Consider the following 23714-nt stretch of genomic DNA (forward strand, 5'->3'; position numbering starts at 1 on the left):
TATGCTCCCCGTCATGGTTGACTCGCAACGCGCTTTATTCAGCGTCATCGCTTTCCTGCTGCGGCTGTTGCGCCGCAGACGGGTTGCTACCATGGTGATAATTACTGGTGCCGCCGCTCGGGGTGTTACTGTGGTGCGATACCGGGCGTGACGGGACAACGGTAGAGATAGCGTGCTTATAAACCATCTGGCTCACCGTGTTCTTCAACAGGATGACAAACTGGTCAAAAGACTCAATCTGGCCTTGCAGCTTAATACCATTCACCAAATAAATAGAAACCGGAACACGTTCACGACGCAATGCGTTCAGGAACGGATCTTGCAAAGATTGCCCCTTAGCCATTCTATCTTTTCCTTATTTGTTTGTTGTTTGTAACTAAGAACCTGTTGGCTCTAAAATAAACGACCTAAAAAATTTGCGCGCTGAATACTCATCAATTGTACACAATCACTCAACCTATGCACTAACAACCTGTATCACTGAGTCTAAAGCCTCTCCCGGCTTTTCACTGTCCAACCAATGAACCGACTCCCAACCCCGTAACCAGGTCATTTGACGTTTGGCCAACTGACGTGTTGCGCAAATACCGCGAAAAACCATCTCATCGTAACTAATTTCGCCAGAAAAATATGACCACATCTGGCGATAACCGACGCAGCGAATGGAAGGCAAATCCGTGTGCAAATCACCCCGTGCAAAAAGTGCACGCGCTTCCGCTTCAAAACCTGCCGCCAACATCTGATTGAACCGCAGCTCGATACGTTGATGTAACAACTCCCGGCCAACCGGCGCAATCGCAAATTGGTGAACATGATACGGTAACGATTCACCCGAAATTTTAGTCAGTTCCGTTAAAGTTTTACCCGAAATAAAAAAACTTCCAGTGCTCTGGAGAGTCTCTGCGGATCATTCGGATGAATACGTAGTGCCGCAACCGGGTCAATCTGTTGCAGTTGGCGGTGCAAAGCCTCCCAACCCAGCTCCGCTGCCTGCTGTTCAATCTGCTCTCGTACCGCTGGATCGGCAGAGGGTAATGGCGATAAACCTTCCAGCAATGCTTTGAAATAAAGCATTGTTCCCCCCACCAGCAGCGGGATTCGCCCAGCAGCAGTGATATCACGCATCTCCTGCAACGCATCGGCGCGGAAATCTGCCGCCGAGTAGGATTCTGCGGGATCGCGGATATCAATCAGCCGGTGTGGTGCCTGGGCCAACTCTTCTGCCGTCGGTTTGGCAGTACCGATATCCATACCGCGATAGATCAATGCAGAATCTACACTGATCAGCTCCACCGGCAAGCGTTCACGCAGTGCCATAGCCAGCGCGGTCTTACCGGAGGCCGTTGGCCCCATGAGAAAAATGGCCGGAGGACGAGAGTTCATTTCAATTTCAGTCATGCTTAAGCGCCGCCAGTGCGGCCTGTAAATCAACGGGTTGTAAAAGAGCGCTAGGAGGGGATTTGACCAACTGCGGGCAAAGTCGTTCAACGTCTGTCAACAATTGTATCGCTTGCGAGCTGTTCCACTGCTCATGCTCGCTGCCTAATTGGCTGGCGATCCAGATGGAAAGCACCGTTGGCGACATCTCCTGGTGTTCGGCCAGATAGCCTAACAGCTCGGGTATCAACTTTTGTAAATTTTGTTGGCGTAATGGTAAAGGAACTGCGCGCAACGTCACACGCCCGCGATCTGATTGCAGTTCCAGGCCCATTTTTACCAGCAGAGCCTGATGCTGCACGCAGGCAGCTGCTTCATTTTTATTCAACGTCAGCTTTATCGGGATCAGCAACGGCTGTGAACGTAGCCCTTCTTCCGGTGGGCATAGTTGTGCCTGCCGCAGCCAACGTTCAGCAATGGTCAGATTGAGTAATGCCAACTGCTGGCGCTGTTCGACCAACGCAAAACTGGGGGGATAAATCATCAGCACCCGGCCAAAGCTATGCTGGTTACCGGACAACGGAGTTTCCTGCAACGCATTGACCGGTGGGAATAGTGGCGGTTTTGCCGTTTCCACGGGTTCCTCTGCTACAGGCGTGGCCTGCAACAGGCGGCCATACAGCTCACCTTCACGCTTTTGATAACCAGAACCCGCCTGATAGGCTGGCTGCGCATGCTCGCGGGCCAAAGTTGGTGCTGCAGGTTGCCGCTCACGTTGCGGAGCAGGCTGCGAAAAGTGGTTGCCACCAGCGGCAATGCGGTTTTCCGGTTGCCAGGCGGGAGTTTCAGGCGTAGTGCTTTCTTCTGCCAACGGCAGGGGCGCATTTGCGGCCTGCTGCAGAACCGTCGTGACCGCCTGGTAGATAAAATCATGCACCAACCGGGCCTGATGAAAACGCACTTCATGCTTGGCAGGATGGACATTGACATCCACCTGGTGCGGATCGACTTCCAGATACAGAACATAGGCAGGCTGCTGATCGCCTTTTAACTGATCCTGATAAGCCTGGCGAATGGCATGATTGATCAGACGATCCCGCATCATCCGGCTATTAACGTAGCAATACTGCATTTCGCCTAGCTGAGCAGTTCCTTGCGGATCGGCCACCCAGCCACGGATGCCGAGATCGCCATGCTGCCAGGAAACCGCCAGCGAATGCTGCAAGAAAGCCGGGCCACAGATGCTGGCCAGGCGCCGCTCATGCTGGCTTTCTTCTTTAGCTGCGCGGTACTGGCGGATCAGTTTGCCATTGTGACTCAGATTGATTGCCACATCGAAGCGTGCCAGCGCAATGCGCCGGACCACTTCATCGATATGGCCAAATTCGGTTTTTTCCGTGCGCATAAATTTGCGCCGTGCAGGCGTGTTGTAAAACAGATCCAGTACTTCCACCGTACAACCCACCGGGTGTGCAGCAGGTTTGACGGTGACGTCCTGATCCCGCCCTTCCGCATAAGCCTGCCAGGCTTCACTCTGTTCTGTTGTGCGAGAGGTTAACATCAGACGTGATACCGAACTGATACTGGCCAACGCTTCGCCACGAAACCCCAGGCTGATAATCGCTTCCAGATCGTCAAGCGTACTTATTTTACTGGTGGCGTGGCGGGCCAATGCCAAGGCCAGATCCGCTTTACCAATCCCGCAGCCGTTATCACGAATGCGGATCAGTTTGGCACCGCCACGCTCGATATCAATATCGATACGGGTTGCCCCGGCATCCAGGCTGTTCTCTACCAGTTCCTTCACTACCGACGCAGGCCGTTCGACCACTTCTCCGGCGGCAATCTGGTTGGCTAGCTGTGGCGGTAAAACCTGGATAGGCATACGGATCCCTCTGTTTTTGACATCAAGCCTGTGGAATAGTCAGCGTCCGATCCAGCGGCGCGACATCCGACTTTAGTTTGTTAACCCGTTTAAGTTCGCTAACGCTTACGCCATAACGTACCGCGATAGACGACAGCGTATCACCACGCGTGACTTTATGTCTGGTCGGCCTGGCGCTTTTTGCCTTGGCCTGAACCGGTGTCGCTGCTGTTTTCCCAGCGGGTACCTTCAGCCGCTGACCGACCCAGACGCCATCTTTTTTCAACTTGTTCAGGTTACGCAGCACCGTCATGCTGGTGCCGTAGCTGTCGGCAATGCCGGAGAGCGTCTCTGCTCGCTTCACCACGTGGATCTGCGTGTTCCGGTCGGTAACCGGCTCAGGTTGCCTCAGGTCTTGTGTTGTCGAGTTAACCGCCGCTGCGACCTCCAGCGGGCGGTTTTCCACCTTTGGGTCGGCTTGTAGCGGATGCGCCAGGAAATAACTGCGCAGGCCGTTGTGGATCGCCTGTGCAATTTTATCCTGATATGCGCTACTGCCCAGCAGTCGCTCCTCCGTGCTATTACTGATAAACCCGGTTTCCACCAACAGAGATGGAATATCCGGTGAACGCAGCACTCCCAGGCTGGCGTGTTCCGGACGGCGTTTGTGTAATGATCCTACTCTCTGTAACTGTTGCAAAACCTTCACGGCGACGTCGTAACCGACGCGTTGCGAATGACCAAACTGCAGGTCAAGCACCGCCTGGCTAAGATAAGGGTCAGCCTGGCTGTTAGCCAGCAGATCGCCAGCACCACCCAGTAATTCGGATTGTTTCTCGTGCTGTTCCAGCCAACCCGCCATTTCGCTGTTGGCACGGCGATTGGACAGAACCCAGACCGAAGCCCCGTTGGCACTGCGGTTCGGCGCCGCATCTGCATGGATGGAAACCAACACGTTGGCCCCCTGCTTACGCGCCACATCAGAACGCCCCATAACCGAGATAAAGTAATCACCGTTACGTGTCATCACCGGTTTGAACATGGGATCGGCATCCAGCAATGCCCGCAGACGATGGGCGATAGCAATGGTCACGGTTTTCTCTTGCAGCCCGTTGGGCCCGATAGCACCAGGATCCTGCCCGCCATGTCCCGCATCGATAGCCACAACCACGCGATCACCAGAACCGGCGGAAACGCGGCTGCTGCGTGGTGTCACGGCCGTTGCCGTACCGGATACTGCCACCGGTTTATTGGTAAATGGATTAGACCCACTCGGCGTTGCTGGCGCTTTACGTACCGGCTCGCTAACGACCGGAGCTGGCGCTTTGCGCACGGTGTTGGTATGTGTGCCCCCTTCGGAGGTAATGGTGAATACCACGGTGTAAATATTGCCATCCTGACGCGTTACCGCACGGGTCTTCGCTCGTTGAGTCAGATCAAACACCAGCCGCACGCTCTGAGCATCCTTCGGCTTGCTGGAGCGAATGCTTTTTACCAGATTCTGGCCGCTGAAATTCAACGGCAGGCCACCCACTTTGCCGCTTTGGTTCACGTCCAGAATTACGCGCTCCGGCCCGTGCAAAGAGGAGAACGCATACGCCGGAGGGCCATTGAAGCTCACCGACACCGTAGCCTCACGCTGGGCATTGGTCACTTTAATATCGGACAGGGACGATGCCGCCCACGCCCCCATTGGCCCCAATAGCGCAATCAAGGCAATAACAGCAAATTTTCTTAATCCATACATCATTGCTGCCTTATCCCTGTTGCCCGTGAATTTGATCTAGAAGCTGCGCACCATAGGGTGAAACCGCCTGGATTTTCGCCTGTCGGCCCTCGTCATGGTAGCTGAGATGCAGCTCCAGATCGGGTTCAGGGAGCACACCGGTTCCCTGCTGCGGCCACTCCACCAGGCAAATGGCGTCCTGCGCAAAATAGTCGCGGATCCCCATAAACTCGAGTTCTTCCGGATCGGCTAACCGGTATAAGTCAAAGTGATATACCGCCAGGGGCTGCAACGCATAAGGCTCCACTAACGTATAAGTGGGGCTTTTCACATTGCCCTGATGGCCCAACGATTGTAGAAAACCCCGGCTGAAGGTGGTTTTACCGGCGCCTAGATCGCCATAAAGATAAATCACGCTGGCACGATCACAGGCCTTGGCCAAAGCGGCGCCTAATGCGATTGTCGCTGCCTCATCCGGCAGAGGTAAAACGAGTTCTTTCATTCGATAATGTCTATTTTGCCAACTCAGGGTTTACGTAATGAGGGATCATTGGCAGCAAGTCTGTTGCCAGTAATCCTCTTGTTCCTTGTTTTGCTGCCACATAATCCGCCGCACCGCCGTGGACTACGCAGCCTGCACAGGCAGCATCATACAGTGAGAGCTTTTGCGCCAGCAAACCACCGATAATACCTGACAGCACGTCTCCCATGCCGCCAGAGGCCATACCGGCATTGCCAACGTCGGCGATCGCCATTTCACCCTGTTGCCCGACGATCAGCGTACCTGCGCCTTTCAGCACCACAACCCCGCCGTACTGCTCTACCAGCCTGCGAGCTGCAAGTAAGCGATCACTCTCGATATCAGCGGTGTGGCAACTCAATAACCGCGCGGCTTCGCCAGGATGTGGGCTAAGAATACGATTCTGACGCTTCTCAGGATGTAATGCCAGCAAGTTAAGCGCATCGGCATCCCATAAGGTCGGTTTATCACTGGCTTGCAGCAGTTTCAACGCATTCCTGCCCCAATCCCCCTGCCCAAGCCCAGGGCCAATCACAGTCACATCAGCCCACTCAAGAGCCTGCTGCAGCGTATCCTCACTCAGGCGCTGCACCATCAGTTCTGGTCGGGCGGTTAATAGCGATTCGACATGCTCGATGTGAGTGAGCACTCGCACAAGTCCGGCTCCAGCGCGCAAGGCCGCTTCTGCCGCCATGCGGATCGCACCACCAAATCCGTGGTCGCCCCCAACCACCAGCAAACGGCCGTGCTCCCCTTTATGAGAACAAGGGCGGCGGCGCTTAAGCCACTGCCCCAGATTATCTACAGTCAGCCGCTGGATCTGCGAAGGCTGCTTGACCAACCAGTCAGCCAGTCCTAACGAACTATAGTGAAGTTGCCCAACCCAGTCGCGTGCCTGCCCGGTCAGCAATCCTGGTTTAAGGGCGATAAACGTCAGCGTGTGTTCTGCACGAACCACCGCCCCTGGAACAGCACCGCTTTCTGCCAGCAGGCCAGAAGGGATGTCCAGAGAAATGACCGGCGCGCTGGCCCGGTTAACCGCCTCGATTAGCCCCTCGTAAGGAGCCCGCGGTGCGGCCCCAGTCCGGTACCTAACAGGCCATCTATAATCAGGTCGATATCTTCTGGCCAACGACTGTTAGCAGGTTCAATGACGCCGCCGCTCTCCAACCAGGCTTGCCGGGCAGAAGCCGCCTCTGGCGGTAATGGACGCGAACCTTCGCAGGCGATAACCGTTACTCTGACTCCCTCAGCCGCCGCCAAACGGGCCACGACATAGCCATCGCCTCCGTTATTACCATGACCACACAGCACCAGCCAGTGGCGGCTTGCCGGATAGCGATCGCAAGCCAGAGCATAAGCAGCCGCACCGGCACGTAACATCAGTGTGTACAAAGGGATACCCAGTGCAGCGGCAGCCGCAGGTTCTGCCCGCCTGATCCAGTCTGCAGACCAGACAGAGTGTGGTAAACTGGAGCTGTATTGTTTCTCACTATGGCTCGTCATGACACACCCTCTCGATCTCAATCAACTTGCCCAACATATCAAGCAATGGGGCCAATCGCTAGGATTCCAGCAGGTAGGCATCTGCGATACCGATCTGAGCGCAGAGGAACCCAAATTACAGGCGTGGCTGGATAAGCAATACCACGGCGAAATGGAATGGATGGCACGTCATGGCATGTTGCGCGCGAGGCCACACGAGTTGTTGCCCGGCACGCTGCGGGTCATCAGTGTTCGCATGAACTATCTGCCCGCCAAAGCCGCGTTTGCCAGCACGCTGAAAAACCCCGAGTTAGGTTACGTCAGCCGTTATGCCTTAGGCCGCGATTACCACAAGCTGTTACGCCAGAGGTTAAAAAACTCGGCGATCAAATCCAGGCTTATTGCGGTGAGTTGAATTTCCGCCCCTTTGTGGATTCGGCACCAGTCATGGAGCGCGCACTGGCCTCAAAAGCCGGTATCGGCTGGGTTGGTAAACACTCACTGATCATCAACCGCGAGGCGGGCTCCTGGTTCTTTCTGGGGGAATTATTGATTGACCTTCCCCTGCCGGTGGATAAACCGCAGGAGGAACAGTGTGGCCGCTGCGTCGCCTGTATCACGACTTGCCCTACCGGCGCGATAGTCGCCCCTTACACCGTCGATGCCCGGCGTTGTATCTCCTACCTGACTATCGAACTGGAGGGTGCCATCCCGCAGGAATTCCGGCCACTGATAGGCAACCGTATCTATGGATGCGATGATTGTCAGCTTATCTGCCCGTGGAATCGTTTCTCGCCACTGACGGATGAAGAAGATTTCAGCCCCCGCGCCGTATTACATACCCCGCAGCTTATTGAACTGTTCGCATGGAGTGAAGATAAATTCCTGCGTATCACCGAAGGGTCGGCCATCCGGCGTATTGGTCATTTACGCTGGTTGCGCAATATCGCCGTTGCACTCGGCAATGCCCCTTACCTGGATCAGGTTGTCGCCACATTGCGAACACGCCTTGGCCAGGACCCGATGCTGGATGAACATATCGACTGGGCATTGGCACAACAACTTATGCGGCGTGAGGCACAGGGGATTGAGGTGCAGACCGCGCAGAAAAGACGTTTGGTTCGAGCAATAGAAAAGGGATTACCGAGGGATGCCTGAATTCTTCCGACTCCCTCTGTGGATTTGTGCATAAAAATAAAAATGCGTTGTCTTTCAACCGCAACAAAAAGAGCAAGTGATCGGGATAACGTTTTATAAGAAATAAATATTGATTATTATCAACAAGATAAATATTTCATTTATGTGGCGTTGATTTATTGTACAGAAGGTATTATGAACACAAGCTGTGGATAACTCTGTTCACAACATTATATCGGAGTATGAATAACTCAATAGAAAGCCCCGCCAGGAGCGGCGTAGAACTGAGTTTGAACTGGAGATAAAATTGGAGCGGGAAACGAGACTCGAACTCGCGACCCCGACCTTGGCAAGGTCGTGCTCTACCAACTGAGCTATTCCCGCATTGAGATGCTTGAGCATCCGGCCAACAAAAATACAGCATGGCCTTTGAAAATTTTTGGAGCGGGAAACGAGACTCGAACTCGCGACCCCGACCTTGGCAAGGTCGTGCTCTACCAACTGAGCTATTCCCGCGTCGCATGGGTACTACTTCACTGCTTTTTATTCATCATGCCACATCAGCAGCATTGTTGAATTTGGAGCGGGAAACGAGACTCGAACTCGCGACCCCGACCTTGGCAAGGTCGTGCTCTACCAACTGAGCTATTCCCGCCCGGCGTATCGATGGCTGAAACTACGAAATTCTTCATCGGTACGGGGTGCGCATTATACGAGAAATCCTTTTTGCCGCAAGCCCCTGAAAGCAAAAAAACGCGAATTTAGTTTGTTTGCTGCTTTATACGCCAAAGTGGCGAATTAAGCGCCAGGCAGCCATTCAAGGGCACCGGAGGTCATAGCTGAATGAAATGCTCGCGATAATACGCCAGTTCGGCAACAGACTCCCGGATATCGTCCAGCGCCTGATGAGTTCCCTGCTTCTTGAAGCCGGGCAGGATTTCCGGTTTCCAGCGGCGCGCTAACTCTTTCAAAGTGCTGACATCGAGGTAACGATAATGAAAATAGGCTTCCAGCAGCGGCATGTAGCGGAACAGGAAACGGCGGTCCTGGCCAATGCTGTTACCACAGATTGGCGATTTACCTGCGGGCACCCATTCTTGCAGGAAGGCGATAGTGGCCAGTTCGGCTGCGCGATCGTCGAGTTTGCTGGCTTTGACCCGTTTGACCAAGCCACTCCCGGTATGGGTGCGGACGTTCCAGTCATCCATCAGCGCCAGTTGTTCATCTGATTGATGCACGGCGATCACCGGGCCTTCCGCAAGAATATTCAAATTGGCGTCGGTCACCAGCGTCGCAATTTCGATAATACGATCTCGTTCGGGATCCAGCCCGGTCATCTCCAGATCGATCCAAATCAGGTTATTTTCGTTTCCTGTCATGATATTTCCTGCGTAAAAGCCGAAAGATAAAACCAACCACGGGCAAACCCGCTGCCAATGCCAATATGCATGGCGGCTATACCGTCTGAGCTTGAAAGACGACGGGTATACAACGGTTATTTCATATAAAATAGTGTGTATCATAGCCTTTTTGCTCATCCTGAGCGATAAAAGCCGATTCAAGACTCAAGTGAGGCGCAGTGACTAAGAATAAACTGTCCAAAGGCCAGCAACGCCGCGTGCAGGCGAATCATCAGCGTCGCCTCAAGCGCACTGACAATAAACCTGAGCTGGATGATTCCCAACTGGGGGAGCCACAGGACGGGATCGTCATCAGCCGCTTTGGCATGCATGCCGACGTTGAAGCCGCAGACGGCACACAGCATCGCTGTAATATCCGCCGCACCCTGCGCTCACTGGTAACTGGCGATCGCGTAGTTTGGCGCCCTGGCGTAGGCACTCACGCCGGTGTCAAAGGCATCGTCGAAGCGGTACATGAGCGCACTTCGGTGCTGAACCGCCCGGATTTCTACGACGGCGTCAAACCGATCGCCGCCAATATCGATCAGATCGTTATCGTTTCAGCGATCTTGCCTGAACTTTCACTCAATATGATCGATCGCTATCTGGTTGCCTGTGAAACGCTGGAAGTCGAGCCGCTGATCGTCCTTAACAAAATCGATCTGCTGGACGCCGAAGCGCGCAAGCTGGTTGATGGCATGATGGATATCTATCGTCATATCGGTTATCGCGTTCTGGAAGTTTCCAGCCAGACCCGTGAAGGGATGGAAGCCTTTGAGCAGGCGCTTGCCGGGCGTATCAGCATCTTTGCCGGCCAGTCCGGCGTTGGTAAGTCCAGCCTGTTGAATGCCCTGCTGCCACAAACGGAAAAGCAAATTCTGGTAAATGAGGTTTCCGACGTCTCCGGCCTGGGGCAACATACCACCACTGCGGCGCGGCTGTATCACTTCCAGCATGGTGGTGATGTCATCGACTCCCCGGGAGTACGTGAATTCGGCCTGTGGCACCTGGAGCCGGAACAGGTCACCCGTGCGTATATCGAATTCCGTGACTATTTAGGCGGTTGCAAATTCCGAGACTGCCGCCACGATACCGATCCAGGCTGTGCCATTCGCGCCGCCGTGGAGAGTGGTGCGATAGCGGAAGAACGTTTCGACAACTACCACCGCATCCTGGAAAGCATGGCGCAGGTCAAAACCCGCAAAAACTTCCCGGAAGCAGATAATTGATTCAACAGTGCGCGCCGCTACTTGGCGTGCCCTTTATGTACTTTTAAGAGGTTAATGTGCTGGATAGCATCAAGATTAAATTACAATATTGGCTGCCAAAACTGGCACTGACCCGTCTTGCCGGTTGGGGCGCTGAGAAAAAGGCCGGTTGGCTGACGCAACTGGTGGTGAAAGCCTTCGCCCGTTATTACCGCGTGGAAATGCAAGAAGCGCAAAATCCAGACTTGACCTCCTACGCCACCTTTAACGATTTCTTCGTTCGTCCACTGCGTGAAGGTGCACGCCCGATCGTGGCGGAGCCGAATCTCCTGGCGCTGCCTGCCGACGGCGCCATCAGCCAGCTCGGCGCGATCCGCGACGATCAGATTTTCCAGGCTAAAGGCCATCATTACACGCTCGAAGCGCTGTTGGCAGGTAACTACCTGCTGGCGGAACCGTTCCGTAACGGTCTGTTTGCCACTACCTATCTGGCACCGCGTGATTATCACCGTGTCCATATGCCTTGTGACGGCGTACTGCGCGAAATGACCTACGTGCCTGGCGATCTGTTCTCGGTTAATCCGCTGACCGCCGCCAACGTACCTAACCTTTTTGCCCGCAATGAACGCGTTATCTGCGTGTTTGATACCGCTTTGGGCCCGATGGTGCAGATCCTGGTTGGCGCAACAATTGTAGGCAGCATTGAGACCGTCTGGGCTGGCACCGTAACCCCACCGCGTGAAGGTATCATCAAACGCTGGACCTATCCGGCCGAAGGCATGGAAGGAGCAATCCAACTGGTTAAAGGGCAAGAGATGGGCCGTTTCAAACTGGGCTCTACGGTGATTAACTTGTTTACACCTGGCAGCGTACAGTTCGCCCCACAGTTGAACAACGGTAGCGTGACCCGCATGGGCCAAGCTTTTGCAGAAATCGTGGCCGCCCCAGATGCCACCAACACCCCGCAGACCTGAGGGAACTGACGCGTGCGCCTGATAATCTCGTTATTGCTTGGCCTGTTACTCATCCAACCGGTCCTGGCCGCCAGCATTCCCAATGAATCGCAACTGCGGCAAGAACTCAAGCAGGCTGAGGGCAACAAAAACGCGCCCAATCAGGCGGAAACCGTTGAGGCGCTGCAAAGCGCCCTTAACTGGCTTGCCGAACGCAATGAGTCGAAGAACAATTCTGAGCAGTATCAGAGAGTCATCGACGATTTCCCGAAAATGACGCAAGAGCTGCGCCGCCAACTGACCGTTGAAGAAGCCAAAATCCTGCCCAATGGCGACAACCTGCCTGCCAGCGACCTGGAGCAACTGATCCTGCAGACCAGCAGCCAACTGCTGGAACAGGCCCGCCTTTTACAACAAGAACAGGATCGCTCACGCGAGATCAGCGATTCCTTAAGCCAACTGCCACAGCAGCAAACCGAAGCACGGCGTGCATTGACGGAAGTACAGCGTCGCCTGCAATTACAAGGCAACAGCCAAAGCACCCCCTTGGCTCTGGCGCAGTTGGCCCTGCTCCAGGCCGAAGCCGCAGCCAGAAAAGCGAAAGTGGATGAGCTGGAACTGGCTCAACTTTCTGCCAACAACCGCCAGGAATTGGCGCGGATGCGTGCCGAGGTCTACAAGAAACGCCACGAAAAGACCGATATTCAACTGCAGGCGCTGCGCAACAATCTTAATAGCCAGCGCCAGCGTGAAGCAGAGCGTGCGCTGGAGAAAACCGAACAGTTGGCAGAACAGAACGGTGACCTGCCAAAAAGCATCAGCCAGCAACTGCAAATAAACCGCGAGCTTTCTACTGCCCTGAATAACCAGGCGCAGCAGATGGATCTGATTTCGTCCCAGCAACGCCAGGCGGCAGCGCAAACGCTACAGGTGCGTCAGGCGCTGAGTACCATAATCGAGCAGGCCCAATGGCTGGGTGCTTCTACCGCCTTGGGCGAAACCCTGCGAGCGCAGGTTGCCACATTGCCGGACATGCCCAAGCCACAGCAGTTGGATAGCGCAATGGCCGATCTACGCGTTCAGCGCTTACGTTTCGAAAGCCAGTTGGAAAAGCTGCCACAACGCGCCATAGAGTTGAAACAAGACGATGGTTCCCCGCTGACCATTGCCGAACAGCGCATTGTTGATGCACAGATTCGTACACAGCGCGAGTTGTTGAACTCGCTGCTTTCCGGCTGTGACACCCAAATTCTTGAGCTGACCAAGCTGAAAGTTGCCAACACCCAGTTGGTGGAAGCGCTGAATGAAATTCGCGATGCCGCGCACCGATATTTATTCTGGGTACCGGACGTCAGCCCTATCTCGCTGTCTTACCCACTGAATGTGGCACATGACCTGACACGCCTGCTGTCACTGGATACGCTGACCCAGTTGAGCGGTGCCTTTATGATGATGGTCACCAGCCGGGAAACGTTAGTGCCGTTGTTTGGTGCGGTGCTGTTGGTTATCTTCAGTATCAGTTCACGCAAGCATTACCAGGCGTTCCTGGCACGCGCCAGCAGCAGAGTGGGCAAGGTGACGCAGGACGAGTTTCTCCTGACGTTACGTACCGTATTCTGGTCGATTCTGGTGGCCTTGCCGCTACCGGTATTGTGGGCCGCATTGGGCTTTGGGCTACAGAATGCCTGGCCGTATCCGGTAGCTGTCGCGATTGGCGACGGCGTGACCGCCACGCTGCCGGTGCTGTGGGTGTGCATGATCAGTGCCGCCTTCGCCCATCCTCAAGGGCTGTTCATTGCCCATTTCCGTTGGCCGGTACAACAGGTTTCCCGCGCCATGCGGTATTACAAGATGTCGATCTGGCTGATTGTGCCGTTGATCATGGCGCTGATTACCTTCGACAATCTTAACGATCGTGAATTCTCCAGCACTCTTGGCCGCCTGTGCTTCATCCTGTTGTGTCTAGCCTTGGCGCTGGTCACCAATAGCCTGAAACGCGCCGGTATTCCGCTGTATCTGGATAAAAAAGGCTCCGGCGAGAACCTGATCAACACCGCGCTGTGGGGGCTGCTGCTTTCCGCACCGCTGATTGCAGCACTGGCTTCCACCGTCGGCTACCTGACAACAGCGCAGAAACTGCTGGCCCGCCTGGAAACTTCGGTAGCCATCTGGTTCCTGCTGTTGGTGGTTTACCATATTATCCGTCGCTGGATGCTGATCCAGCGGCGGCGCATCGCTTTTGACCGTGCCAAGCAACGCCGCGCCGATATCCTGGCACAACGTGCCAAAGGCGAGGTTGAGACGTCCCATACGCCGAACAGCACCGAGGGATCGATTGAAGTTGATGAAACGGAGATCGATCTTGATGTGATCAGCGCCCAGTCACTGCGGCTGGTACGTTCGATCTTGACGATGATCGCGCTGGTTTCAGTGATCGCCCTATGGTCAGAGATCCATTCGGCCTTCGGCTTCCTGGAAAATATCAAGCTCTGGGATGTCACCTCTACGGTAAACGGGGTCGATATCGCCCAACCGATCACCATGGGGGCGGTGCTGATCGCTATTCTGGTGTTGATCGTCACCATGCAGCTGGTGCGTAACCTCCCTGCGTTGCTGGAGTTGGCGGTGTTACAGCACCTGGACCTGACGCCGGGCACTGGCTACGCCATCACCACCATTACCAAATATCTGTTGCTGCTGTTTGGCGCGATCCTGAGTTTTTCCTGGATCGGTATCGAATGGTCAAAACTGCAATGGGTAGTTACCGCACTCAGCGTAGGCTTGGGCTTCGGGATGCAGGAGATCTTCTCCAACTTTATCTCCGGCCTGATTATCTTGTTTGAAAAACCTATCCGCATCGGCGACACGGTGACGATCCGTAACCTGACCGGTAGCGTCACCAAGATCAACACCCGCGCCACGACTATTTCAGACTGGGATCGCAAAGAGATCATCGTGCCCAATAAGGCGTTTATCACCGAGCAGTTTATCAACTGGTCGCTGTCCGACACCCTCACCCGCGTAGTGCTCACGGTACCTGCACCAGCAGAGGCTAACAGTGAAGAAGTGACCAAGATCCTGACCAACGCGGCTGAACGTTGCACACTGGTTCTGGATAACCCGGCGCCGGAAGTGTATCTGGTGGATCTGCAACAGGGTATTCAGATCTTTGAACTGAGGATCTACGCTGCCGAAATGGGCCACCGCATGCCGCTGCGCCACGAAATCCACCAGTTGATCCTGGCCGGTTACCGCGAACATGGCATCACTCTGCCGTATCCACCGTTCCAGGTACGTACCGAAACGCTGTCGCGCATGACCAGCAATGGGCGCACACCACCGTCAACCCCACCGCGAAATACTCGTCGCGAATCAGGCGGGCTGTAAAAACAAAAGGGGCTCGGCAAGCCGACCCCTTTTTTACTGAGCCAGAACGTTATGCCCGGTCGACCGGGAACGCGATCACGTCACTCAGGCTTTCCCCGCCCAATGCCAGCATCACCAGGCGATCGACCCCTAGCGCTACCCCGGCACACTCCGGCATACCGTGTTGCAATGCATCCAGCAGGTTGTTGTCAATCGGGTGAACCGGCAGACCACGCGCTGCGCGCTTGCGGTTATCCTGTTCAAAGCGCTGGCGCTGTTCGTTGCCGTCGGTTAGTTCACGGAAACCATTCGCCAGCTCGATGCCTTTGAAATAGACCTCAAACCGTTCCGCAACGCGGTGATCTTCCGTACTGATTTCAGCCAGCGCGGCCTGGGAAGCCGGGAAGTGGTACACGAACGCCGGTTTATCACGGCCGATATGTGGCTCGACACCTACGGTGAATAACAGCTGCAATAAGGTATCGCGGTCTTCTTCCGTATCGGCGATATTGCTTAGATCGAGCTTGGCTGCTGCCTCACGTAATTGCGCTTTCTCTGCTGAGAGTGGGTCGATATCCAGATGACGCAAGAATGCCTGCTGATAAGACAGGGTTTCAGCACTGTCGCAATCGAGCACCTGCTGCATCAGATCATCCACCTCATTAATCAGGCGGTACATATCATAATGCGGGCGATACCATTCCAGCATGGTGAATTCAGGGTTGTGATGCCGCCCCGCTTCTTCATTACGGAAACTGCGACCAAGTTGGTAAATGGGGCCACTACCTGCCGCCAACAGGCGCTTCATGTGGTATTCCGGGCTGGTCATCATGTACAGCGTCAGGCCATCTGCCGCCCCAGGGCCGACGAAACTCGTCTGGAACGGGAACAGGTGGATATCGGTTACCGTCGCCTGGCTCATCGCCGGCGTCTCAACCTCCAATACGCCCCGATCGGCAAAGAAACGCCTGATCTCAGCCAGAATCGCTGCGCGTTTCAACAAATTGGCGATAGGAGCACTTGGTTGCCAGCTTGCCGTTTCGCTCATGGTAATTACTCCGAAATCAAACAGGGGGTGCAGTCTACTCGTATCCTGCCATGCAAACAAATGCTTCGGGGTGTCGGTTTATGGTCTACATTAAAATCATAAAAAACATATTAGCCATATAAACCTCCATTAATTAAATTAATCAAAGGTGAAGACGAGGAAACCCGTTAATTTTACAGGAATGCGTCTTGTGCCTTAGATAAAAGGCAAAACAATCGATCACATCAAATTTCTCCTACTTAACTTTAGGTATAGTTATATCCCTATATTCGGTAGGAGTTATCTATCCTTAACTTTTAGTTAAACGGACCGCTGAATACGTTAACACCCGAAGTATCTTGATAAAGATTAAGTATAGATCCCTCTGGCTTTCAAGCTACGACTCGAAAGACGACGGGCAGATCGATCAACAAGAAGAATATTGGAGGAGTGCAGTGCAAACCTTTAACGCCGACCTAGCCATTATTGGTGCTGGGGGAGCTGGTTTACGGGCAGCCATCGCCGCCGCAGAAGCCAATCCCAAGCTCAAAATCGCGCTGATATCAAAAGTTTACCCCATGCGCAGCCATACGGTTGCTGCCGAAGGGGGCTCCGCCGCCGTAACTCAGGCCCATGACAGCTACGACTATCACTTCCAGGACACCGTTGCCGGTGGCGACTGGCTTTGTGAGCAGGACGTAGTCGATCACTTTGTCCACAGCTGCCCACAGGAAATGGCCCAGCTTGAACAATGGGGTTGCCCGTGGAGCCGCAAGCCGGACGGTTCAGTGAACGTGCGCCGTTTTGGCGGCATGAAGATCGAGCGTACCTGGTTCGCCGCTGATAAAACCGGCTTCCACATGCTGCATACCCTGTTCCAGACTTCGTTAAAATACCCGCAAATCCAACGCTTCGACGAGCACTTCGTGCTGGACGTGCTGGTCGACGATGGCCAGGCACGTGGCGTGGTCGCAATGAACATGATGGAAGGCACCCGCGTACAAATCCGGGCCAATGCGGTCATTATGGCTACTGGCGGTGCTGGACGAGTCTATCGTTATAACACCAACGGCGGCATCGTCACCGGCGACGGTATGGGGATGGCATTCCACCACGGCGTGCCACTGCGCGACATGGAGTTTGTGCAATATCACCCAACCGGCCTGCCAGGCTCCGGCATTCTGATGACGGAAGGTTGCCGTGGCGAAGGCGGTATTCTGGTTAACAAAGACGGCTACCGCTATCTGCAAGACTACGGCATGGGTCCGGAAACCCCGCTGGGTGAACCTAAGAACAAATATATGGAACTGGGCCCGCGTGACAAAGTTTCGCAAGCGTTCTGGCATGAATGGCGTGCTGGCCGCACCATCCCGACACCTCGTGGCGATGTAGTCTATCTGGACCTGCGCCATCTGGGCGAGAAGAAGCTGCTGGAGCGCCTGCCGTTTATCTGTGAACTGTCGAAAGCCTATGTCGGCGTCGACCCGGTCAAAGATCCTATCCCGGTACGCCCAACCGCGCACTACACCATGGGCGGGATCGAAACCGATCAACACTGTGAAACCCGTATCAAGGGGCTGTTTGCCGTTGGCGAATGTTCCTCTGTTGGTCTGCATGGTGCCAACCGTCTGGGCTCCAATTCGCTGGCAGAACTGGTGGTCTTTGGGCGTGTGGCGGGTGAAAGCGCTGCCCGCCGTGCACAAGAGGTCGGCCCGGCTAATGGCAGTGCTCTCGAAGCACAAGGCCGCGACGTGGAGACCCGTCTCAGTAACCTGATGAAGCAGGAAGGTAATGAGAACTGGGCGAAAATCCGCGACGAAATGGGTCTGTCGATGGAAGAAGGCTGCGGAATCTACCGCACACCGGAACTGATGCAAAAAACCATCGATAAGCTGGCAGAGCTGAAAGAGCGCTTCAAGCGTGTCAAGATCACCGACACCACCAACGTGTTCAACACCGACTTGCTGTACACCATCGAGTTGGGTTACGGCCTGGACGTTGCCGAATGTATGGCACACTCCGCTATCAACCGTAAAGAGTCGCGCGGTGCGCACCAGCGTTTGGACGAAGGTTGTACCGAGCGTGACGACGTGAACTTCCTGAAACATACGCTGACGTTCCATAACCCGAATGGTGCGCCTCGCCTGGAGTATAGCGACGTGAAAATTACCAAACTGCCACCGGCCAAACGTGTTTATGGCGCTGAAGCCGAAGCACAGGAGAAAAAGGATAAGGAGCAGGCGAATGGCTGAGATGAAAACGTTGAAAATCGAAGTCATGCGCTACAATCCGGAACGCGACGCAGAGCCGCATTTCGAGACTTTTAGCGTACCTTACGATGAGCAGACCTCACTGTTGGACGCACTGGGTTATATCAAAGATAACCTGGCTCCAGACCTGTCCTACCGCTGGTCGTGCCGTATGGCTATCTGCGGTTCCTGCGGCATGATGGTTAACCGCGTACCAAAACTGGCCTGTAAAACCTTCCTGCGTGAATACACAGAAGGCATGAAGGTTGAAGCACTGGGCAACTTCCCAATCGAGCGCGATCTGGTGGTCGATATGACCCACTTTATCGAAAGCCTCGAAGCGATTAAGCCATACATCATTGGTAATACTCGCAAGCTGGAAGATGGCCCGAGCCTACAGACACCGGGACAAATGGCGAAATATCACCAGTTCTCCGGCTGCATCAACTGTGGTCTTTGCTACGCCGCTTGTCCGCAGTTTGGCCTCAACCCAGAGTTTATCGGCCCTGCGGCCATTACGCTGGCACACCGTTATAACCTGGATACCCGCGATCATGGCAAAAAAGAACGTATGCCGCTGCTCAATGGTCAGAACGGTGTCTGGTCCTGTACGTTTGTTGGCTACTGCTCTGAAGTCTGCCCGAAACACGTCGACCCGGCCGCTGCGATCCAGCAAGGCAAGGTTGAGAGTGCCAAAGACTTCATGATCGCAATGCTGAAACCGCAATAAGGGAGAGGAGACAGCAATGACAACACAACGTAAGCCCTATGTGCGTACCATGACGCCAACCTGGTGGCAAAAGCTGGGTTTCTACCGTTTCTATATGCTACGTGAAGGGACATCAGTGCTGGCCGTATGGTTCAGCCTGGTGCTGATCTACGGCGTCTTTGCCTTGAAAGGTGGCGCTGAGAGCTGGGCCGGGTTTGTCGGCTTCCTGCAAAACCCGGTGGTGCTGCTGATTAACATCATCGCCCTGCTGGCCGCAGTGCTACATACCAAAACCTGGTTCGATTTGGCACCCAAAGCCGCCAACATCGTAGTAAACAGCGAGAAAATGGGGCCGGAGCCGATCGTTAAGGCTCTGTGGGCAGTGACCATCGTCGTCACCGTGATCATTCTCGCCGTAGCGTTACTGTAATCCGGAGGAAACATGACTAATCTTGCACCTAAACGCTCTGATGAACCGGTTTTCTGGGGATTATTTGGCGCTGGCGGTATGTGGGGAGCGATCGTTGCACCGGCTATCGTGCTGCTGGTCGGCATCCTGCTGCCACTCGGCCTGTTCCCTGGCGAAGCGCTGGGTTACGAGCGGGTGTTGGCGTTTTGCCAAAGCTGGATCGGCCGCCTGTTCCTGCTGCTGATGATTATCCTGCCACTGTGGTGTGGCCTGCACCGTATCCACCACGCCATGCATGACCTGAAAATCCACGTGCCTGCTGGCAAATGGGTATTTTACGGTCTGGCAGCTATCCTGAGCGTCGTTACTCTGATCGGGGTCGTCACTCTGTAATACCTCTGGTGGCCAGCTTTCGTTGGCCGCCAATTCCCTCCCTGTCGACTACACTGTTTATCTGATACCGGTAAGCAGGAGTAAACCATGCGTTTTTGGTCAAAACTTTGTGTCATGTTATCCGCCTTTGTTTCCGTTGCCTGCAGTGTGACGCCGCCGAAGGACGTCAAGGTGGTGGATAACTTCGATAGCCAACGCTATCTCGGCACCTGGTATGAAATTGCCCGCCTGGACCACCGCTTTGAGCGGGGTCTGGAACAGGTTACTGCCAATTACAGCCCACGCGAAGACGGTGGCCTGAAGGTGGTTAACCGGGGTTTCGATACTAAAAGGCAACAGTGGAAGGAAAGTGAAGGCAAGGCGTACTTTATCGGCTCACCACAGACGGCCGCGTTGAAAGTCTCGTTCTTTGGCCCGTTTTATGGTGGCTATAACGTTATCGAGCTGGATCCTCAATATCGCTATGCGCTGGTTTGCGGCCCTAACAAAGACTATCTGTGGATACTGTCGCGCACGCCGACGCTGGACGCCGCCACACGCGACAGATTGGTGCAGATTGCCCAAGGTTATGGCTTTGATACCGACGCGCTAATCTGGGTTAATCAACAACCTTCTCACTGACTACTGAACTTCAACCCCAAAATACCGGCGACGATCAAACACAGGCTGAGAATACGCATGATGTTGGTCGATTCGCCGAGTAACACCATTCCCATCACCGCCGCGCCCACGGCACCGATCCCCGTCCACACTGCGTAAGCAGTGCCCGCAGGCAGGGTTTTCATTGCATGCGCCAGCAATACCATGCTCACCACCATGGCAGCGACGGTGATCAGGCTTGGCGTCAAACGAGTAAAACCGTGGGTGTATTTCAGGCCAATCGCCCAAACGACCTCTAACAGGCCGGCAAAAATCAAGATGGTCCACGCCATGAGACAGGCTCCAGAACTGATGGGGTCGTCCCCAGACAACAGAAGCGCAGGTGGGTCGTCCCGCCTGGCTGATTGAAGGAGTTGATTATATACCAACTGAGGATACGGATACACGAGACTCAGGAATAGGGGTATTCCACGGTAAGCGAAATGCGAAGTCGTCCAATATCTCCCGTGGAATACCGCTGAAAACCTAAAGGAAAATTACTGTGCGGTGCGTTGAATAGCCTTGCCACCCGCTTCAACATCTTTACCCACGCCTTCAGTTGTATTACAGCCCACCAGCGATGACAAAATCAGCAAAGAGAAAATCGCAATAATACTTTTCTTCAGCATAAGATTACCCTTATTTGTTATTGATGAAAAAGTACGGCTCTCTAAGCGTAGTAAAAATCAGCAGGCTTGGCGAAATTAACGGATTTTTCTGCACTATTCGATTAATGAAGCTTATTGGATTCAGCTCGCGCCACGGGAAATTGCGCCACCAAGGTGTTGAACATCCTCACCAAAGCCACGGAAAGTATTGCAGCCGCTCAGGGACATCAGCAACAACATGGTGATCAAGGCCAACAGAGTTTTTTTCATTATGTGGATTCTGCCAACGTTCGACGGGAAGGGATAAAGCAGAGGAACCCCGGGGTTCCTCTGCCTTGAAACTTATTTTACGCGGGAGACGTATTCGCCAGAGCGAGTGTCAACTTTGATCACTTCGCCAATCTGAACGAACAATGGCACTTTAACGACTGCGCCGGTGCTCAGCGTGGCTGGCTTGCCGCCAGTACCTGCGGTGTCACCTTTCAGGCCTGGATCGGTTTCAATGATTTCAGCTTCGATAAAGTTCGGTGGCTGAACCGCGATGGCACGGCCATCCCACAGAGTAACGATACATTCCGCATTATCCTGCAGCCATTTTGCTACGTCAGAGACGGTTTTTTCGTCAACCTGATGCTGCTCAAAAGACTCAGGGTGCATGAAGTGGTAGAACTCACCGTCGTTGTACAGATAGTTCATGTTGGTATCTACAACGTCTGCGCCTTCGCAGGAATCGGTAGATTTAAAGGTTTTCTCAACGCGGGTGCCGGTCAGCAGACGACGCATTTTAACACGGGCGAAAGCCTGGCCTTTGCCTGGTTTTACGAACTCGCTGGATTCGATAGCGTAAGGTTCGCCCTCGAACATGATTTTAAGACCCGGACGGAAATCGTTGCTAGAATAAGTCGCCATGATGGCCCTCTGAATATTTAAACTGGTAGCTTAGCCAAAAAAATGGCACACATTATAACCCGAAATACGGCACATAGAGAAGATTGGTTGCATCAACTCGCCGATGTTATTACCGATCCCGATGAATTACTGCAGCTTTTGTCACTGAATACTCACCCACAGCTATCACAAGGGCACGAAGCACGCCGTTTGTTCGCCTTGCGGGTACCGCACGCCTTTGTAAAACGCATGCGCCCCGGCGATGCCAATGACCCGCTGTTGCTTCAGGTTCTGACCGCCAGCGCAGAATTTATCAATGCCCCCGGGTACACCACCGATCCGCTGGATGAACAACGCAGTGTGGTGCCCGGTTTGCTGCACAAATACCGCAACCGCGCCCTGCTGCTGGTGAAAGGCGGCTGTGCAGTCAACTGCCGCTACTGCTTCCGCCGCCATTTCCCCTATCAGGACAACCAAGGCAATAAGGCGAACTGGCTGCAGGCGTTGGAGTATATCCGCCAACACCCGGAACTGGATGAAATTATTTTCTCTGGTGGCGATCCACTGATGGCCAAAGACCACGAGCTGGACTGGCTGATAGGCGAGCTGGAAACCATCCCTCATCTTAAACGCCTGCGTATTCATACCCGTTTACCGGTGGTTATTCCTGCCCGCATCACTTCTGCGCTTTGCCAGCGGCTGGCGGCATCACGCCTGCAGGTGCTGATGGTCACCCACATCAATCACGCCAACGAGATTGACCAGGAGCTGCGTGCCAGTATGGCGCAATTGCGCGGCGCCGGAGTGACCTTGCTGAACCAGAGCGTATTGCTGCGGGGCATTAACGATCATGCCGAGACGCTAGCCACGTTGAGCAATGCCCTGTTCGATGCCGGGATCCTGCCCTATTACATTCACGTCTTGGATAAAGTGCAGGGCGCAGCACACTTTATGGTCAGCGACGATGAAGCCCGAGCGATTATGAAAGGGTTATTGAGCCTGGTTTCCGGCTACCTGGTGCCGCGCCTGGCGCGTGAAATAGGCGGGGAGCCGAGCAAAACACCACTGGATCTACGCCTGACGCAGAGCTGATGGTTACCAATGCAAAAAGAGGAACGCCTTGGCATTCCTCTTTTTTTACTTTAGCTGCACGTAATACCTTATGGATTTCACGTTGGCCGCGCTAGCGCACACATGCGCCCACGGCATTTGTACTTCGCTGTACAGCACAACCAAGCACTCATCTCCTGGAACTTAGAGCGTCAAGTGACAGGAGTGACCAATCTGCCAGGAACCGATTTGAATGCTGCATGCAGCGGCCCTGCAGGGCCAGGCCCACGGATGGACCTAGTGATTAAGTGCAGATAACAACGCTGCAGCATGAAAGACGACGGGTATTTACGGGCACTTATACACTTGGCCTACCATTTTGCTGTCTAGCGGTGCAAAACTTGAAAGCAGGTTCTGGCTAGGACTGTTTGCACCGTAAATTACGTTGCCTCCCATAGCCGCAGCTTTGTTGCGAAGATCGTTCGCCGCACCCCGCATAGAGCTGCCTTCACCACCGGTTCCTGAAAGCCAGTTGCTTTGGGAACCTGTCACTTCGCCTACCAATTGGCACTCTGCTGCGGGCTTGGTGTCAGTGAACTTAACTTGCTGGCCTGCGGCGGTCAGTTCATTGGTGCTGCTACAACCTGCCAGCAGCAACGCTGCCGATAGACCCAGTAAGGCTTTAATCCGCATCTTGTTCCCCATT

General features: G+C 54.3%; 20 protein-coding genes, 3 tRNA genes and 3 pseudogenes. 10 read left to right on the forward strand and 16 right to left on the reverse strand.

Annotated features, from left to right (window positions below; all coding sequences use genetic code 11):
- Window positions 1–34: 34 nt before the first annotated feature.
- The 6 genes and pseudogenes from hfq to nnr form a co-directional block, all read right to left on the reverse strand.
- Window positions 35–343: an RNA chaperone Hfq gene (gene hfq / locus ACQ86O_RS02990; RefSeq protein ID WP_431224074.1), complete on the reverse strand. Its 309-nt coding sequence runs from the start codon at window positions 341–343 to the stop codon at window positions 35–37.
- A gap of 114 nt (window positions 344–457) precedes the next feature.
- Window positions 458–1398 (reverse strand): annotated as a pseudogene (miaA, locus tag ACQ86O_RS02995) (tRNA (adenosine(37)-N6)-dimethylallyltransferase MiaA).
- Window positions 1391–3262, reverse strand: coding sequence for a DNA mismatch repair endonuclease MutL (gene mutL / locus ACQ86O_RS03000; protein ID WP_431224075.1), 1872 nt, complete (start codon window positions 3260–3262; stop codon window positions 1391–1393). The pseudogene miaA and the gene mutL overlap by 8 nt, the downstream one beginning before the upstream one ends.
- A 22-nt stretch (window positions 3263–3284) precedes the next feature.
- Entirely contained in the window at window positions 3285–4991 is a 1707-nt protein-coding gene (gene amiB / locus ACQ86O_RS03005) for an N-acetylmuramoyl-L-alanine amidase AmiB (protein ID WP_431224076.1), read from the reverse strand.
- Window positions 4992–4998: 7 nt separating this feature from the next.
- Window positions 4999–5469: a tRNA (adenosine(37)-N6)-threonylcarbamoyltransferase complex ATPase subunit type 1 TsaE gene (gene tsaE / locus ACQ86O_RS03010; protein ID WP_431224077.1), complete on the reverse strand. Its 471-nt coding sequence runs from the start codon at window positions 5467–5469 to the stop codon at window positions 4999–5001.
- Window positions 5470–5479: 10 nt separating this feature from the next.
- Window positions 5480–6993, reverse strand: a pseudogene (gene nnr, locus ACQ86O_RS03015) (bifunctional ADP-dependent NAD(P)H-hydrate dehydratase/NAD(P)H-hydrate epimerase).
- Between nnr and queG the strand changes: the two are divergent.
- Window positions 6992–8130, forward strand: a pseudogene (gene queG / locus ACQ86O_RS03020) (tRNA epoxyqueuosine(34) reductase QueG). The pseudogenes nnr and queG sit on opposite strands and share 2 nt — an antisense overlap.
- A 287-nt stretch (window positions 8131–8417) precedes the next feature.
- On the opposite strand, the gene ACQ86O_RS03025 reads toward queG, so the two are convergent.
- The 4 genes from ACQ86O_RS03025 to orn all read right to left on the reverse strand — a co-directional run bounded on the left by ACQ86O_RS03025 (window position 8418) and on the right by orn (window position 9488).
- A tRNA-Gly gene (locus ACQ86O_RS03025) sits at window positions 8418–8493 on the reverse strand.
- A 56-nt stretch (window positions 8494–8549) separates the two neighbouring features.
- A tRNA-Gly gene (locus ACQ86O_RS03030) sits at window positions 8550–8625 on the reverse strand.
- Between the two features lie 63 nt (window positions 8626–8688).
- A tRNA-Gly gene (locus ACQ86O_RS03035) sits at window positions 8689–8764 on the reverse strand.
- A gap of 178 nt (window positions 8765–8942) precedes the next feature.
- Window positions 8943–9488, reverse strand: coding sequence for an oligoribonuclease (orn, locus tag ACQ86O_RS03040; RefSeq protein ID WP_431224078.1), 546 nt, complete (start codon window positions 9486–9488; stop codon window positions 8943–8945).
- A 200-nt stretch (window positions 9489–9688) separates the two neighbouring features.
- Between orn and rsgA the strand changes: the two genes are divergently transcribed.
- The 3 genes from rsgA to mscM are packed head-to-tail and all read left to right on the forward strand — an operon-like array spanning window position 9689 to window position 15057.
- Window positions 9689–10738, forward strand: a complete 1050-nt coding sequence (gene rsgA, locus ACQ86O_RS03045; protein ID WP_431224079.1) for a small ribosomal subunit biogenesis GTPase RsgA — start codon at window positions 9689–9691, stop codon at window positions 10736–10738.
- Window positions 10739–10794: 56 nt separating this feature from the next.
- Entirely contained in the window at window positions 10795–11691 is an 897-nt protein-coding gene (asd, locus tag ACQ86O_RS03050) for an archaetidylserine decarboxylase (protein ID WP_431224080.1), read from the forward strand.
- Window positions 11692–11703: 12 nt separating this feature from the next.
- Entirely contained in the window at window positions 11704–15057 is a 3354-nt protein-coding gene (gene mscM, locus ACQ86O_RS03055) for a miniconductance mechanosensitive channel MscM (RefSeq protein WP_431224081.1), read from the forward strand.
- A 49-nt stretch (window positions 15058–15106) separates the two neighbouring features.
- On the opposite strand, the gene epmA is transcribed toward mscM, so the two are convergent.
- The gene (gene epmA, locus ACQ86O_RS03060; RefSeq protein ID WP_431224082.1) at window positions 15107–16084 is read right to left on the reverse strand and encodes an elongation factor P--(R)-beta-lysine ligase; all 978 of its coding nucleotides are present in this window, start codon (window positions 16082–16084) and stop codon (window positions 15107–15109) included.
- 434 nt (window positions 16085–16518) lie between these two features.
- Between epmA and frdA the strand changes: the two genes are divergently transcribed.
- The 5 genes from frdA (at window position 16519) to blc (ending at window position 20444) form a co-directional block, all read left to right on the forward strand.
- Window positions 16519–18315, forward strand: coding sequence for a fumarate reductase (quinol) flavoprotein subunit (frdA, locus tag ACQ86O_RS03065; protein WP_431224083.1), 1797 nt, complete (start codon window positions 16519–16521; stop codon window positions 18313–18315).
- Complete coding sequence (locus ACQ86O_RS03070; RefSeq protein ID WP_431224084.1) at window positions 18308–19042, forward strand: succinate dehydrogenase/fumarate reductase iron-sulfur subunit; 735 nt, start codon at window positions 18308–18310, stop codon at window positions 19040–19042. Before frdA ends, ACQ86O_RS03070 begins: the two co-directional genes overlap by 8 nt.
- Before the next feature lie 16 nt (window positions 19043–19058).
- Window positions 19059–19451 (forward strand): fumarate reductase subunit FrdC, encoded by a 393-nt coding sequence (gene frdC, locus ACQ86O_RS03075; protein ID WP_431224085.1) that lies wholly within the window; start codon window positions 19059–19061, stop codon window positions 19449–19451.
- A 12-nt stretch (window positions 19452–19463) separates the two neighbouring features.
- Window positions 19464–19823, forward strand: a complete 360-nt coding sequence (gene frdD / locus ACQ86O_RS03080) for a fumarate reductase subunit FrdD (protein ID WP_431224086.1) — start codon at window positions 19464–19466, stop codon at window positions 19821–19823.
- 87 nt (window positions 19824–19910) lie between these two features.
- On the forward strand, window positions 19911–20444 hold the full coding sequence (blc, locus tag ACQ86O_RS03085) for an outer membrane lipoprotein Blc (protein ID WP_431224087.1): 534 nt from the start codon (window positions 19911–19913) through the stop codon (window positions 20442–20444).
- Here the strand turns inward: blc and sugE are convergent.
- From sugE to efp, 4 genes are all read right to left on the reverse strand, one after another.
- Window positions 20438–20755, reverse strand: coding sequence for a quaternary ammonium compound efflux SMR transporter SugE (sugE, locus tag ACQ86O_RS03090; protein WP_431224088.1), 318 nt, complete (start codon window positions 20753–20755; stop codon window positions 20438–20440). The genes blc and sugE overlap by 7 nt on opposite strands.
- Before the next feature lie 204 nt (window positions 20756–20959).
- Entirely contained in the window at window positions 20960–21091 is a 132-nt protein-coding gene (locus ACQ86O_RS03095; protein WP_431224089.1) for an entericidin A/B family lipoprotein, read from the reverse strand.
- 120 nt (window positions 21092–21211) lie between these two features.
- The gene (locus tag ACQ86O_RS03100) at window positions 21212–21340 is read right to left on the reverse strand and encodes an entericidin A/B family lipoprotein (RefSeq protein ID WP_431224090.1); all 129 of its coding nucleotides are present in this window, start codon (window positions 21338–21340) and stop codon (window positions 21212–21214) included.
- A gap of 72 nt (window positions 21341–21412) precedes the next feature.
- The gene (gene efp, locus ACQ86O_RS03105) at window positions 21413–21979 is read right to left on the reverse strand and encodes an elongation factor P (RefSeq protein WP_431224091.1); all 567 of its coding nucleotides are present in this window, start codon (window positions 21977–21979) and stop codon (window positions 21413–21415) included.
- Between the two features lie 42 nt (window positions 21980–22021).
- Between efp and epmB the strand changes: the two genes are divergently transcribed.
- Window positions 22022–23050 carry an EF-P beta-lysylation protein EpmB gene (epmB, locus tag ACQ86O_RS03110; RefSeq protein ID WP_431224092.1) on the forward strand — a complete coding sequence of 343 codons (1029 nt, stop codon included), beginning with the start codon at window positions 22022–22024 and terminating at the stop codon, window positions 23048–23050.
- Window positions 23051–23356: 306 nt separating this feature from the next.
- Here the strand turns inward: epmB and ACQ86O_RS03115 are convergent, their stop codons facing one another.
- Window positions 23357–23701, reverse strand: a complete 345-nt coding sequence (locus tag ACQ86O_RS03115; protein WP_431224093.1) for a DUF4156 domain-containing protein — start codon at window positions 23699–23701, stop codon at window positions 23357–23359.
- Window positions 23702–23714 lie beyond the last annotated feature (13 nt).

The organism is Serratia sp. L9 (assembly GCF_050632285.1).
Taxonomy (GTDB): Bacteria; Pseudomonadota; Gammaproteobacteria; order Enterobacterales; family Enterobacteriaceae; genus Chania.

Coding starts and splice junctions, on each gene's coding strand:
- hfq (WP_431224074.1), bottom strand. CDS start 343: ATGGCTAAGGGGCAATCTTTGCAAGATCCGTTCCTGAACGCATTGCGT.
- mutL (WP_431224075.1), bottom strand. CDS start 3,262: ATGCCTATCCAGGTTTTACCGCCACAGCTAGCCAACCAGATTGCCGCC.
- amiB (WP_431224076.1), bottom strand. CDS start 4,991: ATGATGTATGGATTAAGAAAATTTGCTGTTATTGCCTTGATTGCGCTA.
- tsaE (WP_431224077.1), bottom strand. CDS start 5,469: ATGAAAGAACTCGTTTTACCTCTGCCGGATGAGGCAGCGACAATCGCA.
- orn (WP_431224078.1), bottom strand. CDS start 9,488: ATGACAGGAAACGAAAATAACCTGATTTGGATCGATCTGGAGATGACC.
- epmA (WP_431224082.1), bottom strand. CDS start 16,084: ATGAGCGAAACGGCAAGCTGGCAACCAAGTGCTCCTATCGCCAATTTG.
- ACQ86O_RS03070 (WP_431224084.1), top strand. CDS start 18,308: ATGGCTGAGATGAAAACGTTGAAAATCGAAGTCATGCGCTACAATCCG.
- frdC (WP_431224085.1), top strand. CDS start 19,059: ATGACAACACAACGTAAGCCCTATGTGCGTACCATGACGCCAACCTGG.
- frdD (WP_431224086.1), top strand. CDS start 19,464: ATGACTAATCTTGCACCTAAACGCTCTGATGAACCGGTTTTCTGGGGA.
- blc (WP_431224087.1), top strand. CDS start 19,911: ATGCGTTTTTGGTCAAAACTTTGTGTCATGTTATCCGCCTTTGTTTCC.
- sugE (WP_431224088.1), bottom strand. CDS start 20,755: ATGGCGTGGACCATCTTGATTTTTGCCGGCCTGTTAGAGGTCGTTTGG.
- ACQ86O_RS03095 (WP_431224089.1), bottom strand. CDS start 21,091: ATGCTGAAGAAAAGTATTATTGCGATTTTCTCTTTGCTGATTTTGTCA.
- ACQ86O_RS03100 (WP_431224090.1), bottom strand. CDS start 21,340: ATGAAAAAAACTCTGTTGGCCTTGATCACCATGTTGTTGCTGATGTCC.
- efp (WP_431224091.1), bottom strand. CDS start 21,979: ATGGCGACTTATTCTAGCAACGATTTCCGTCCGGGTCTTAAAATCATG.
- epmB (WP_431224092.1), top strand. CDS start 22,022: ATGGCACACATTATAACCCGAAATACGGCACATAGAGAAGATTGGTTG.
- ACQ86O_RS03115 (WP_431224093.1), bottom strand. CDS start 23,701: ATGCGGATTAAAGCCTTACTGGGTCTATCGGCAGCGTTGCTGCTGGCA.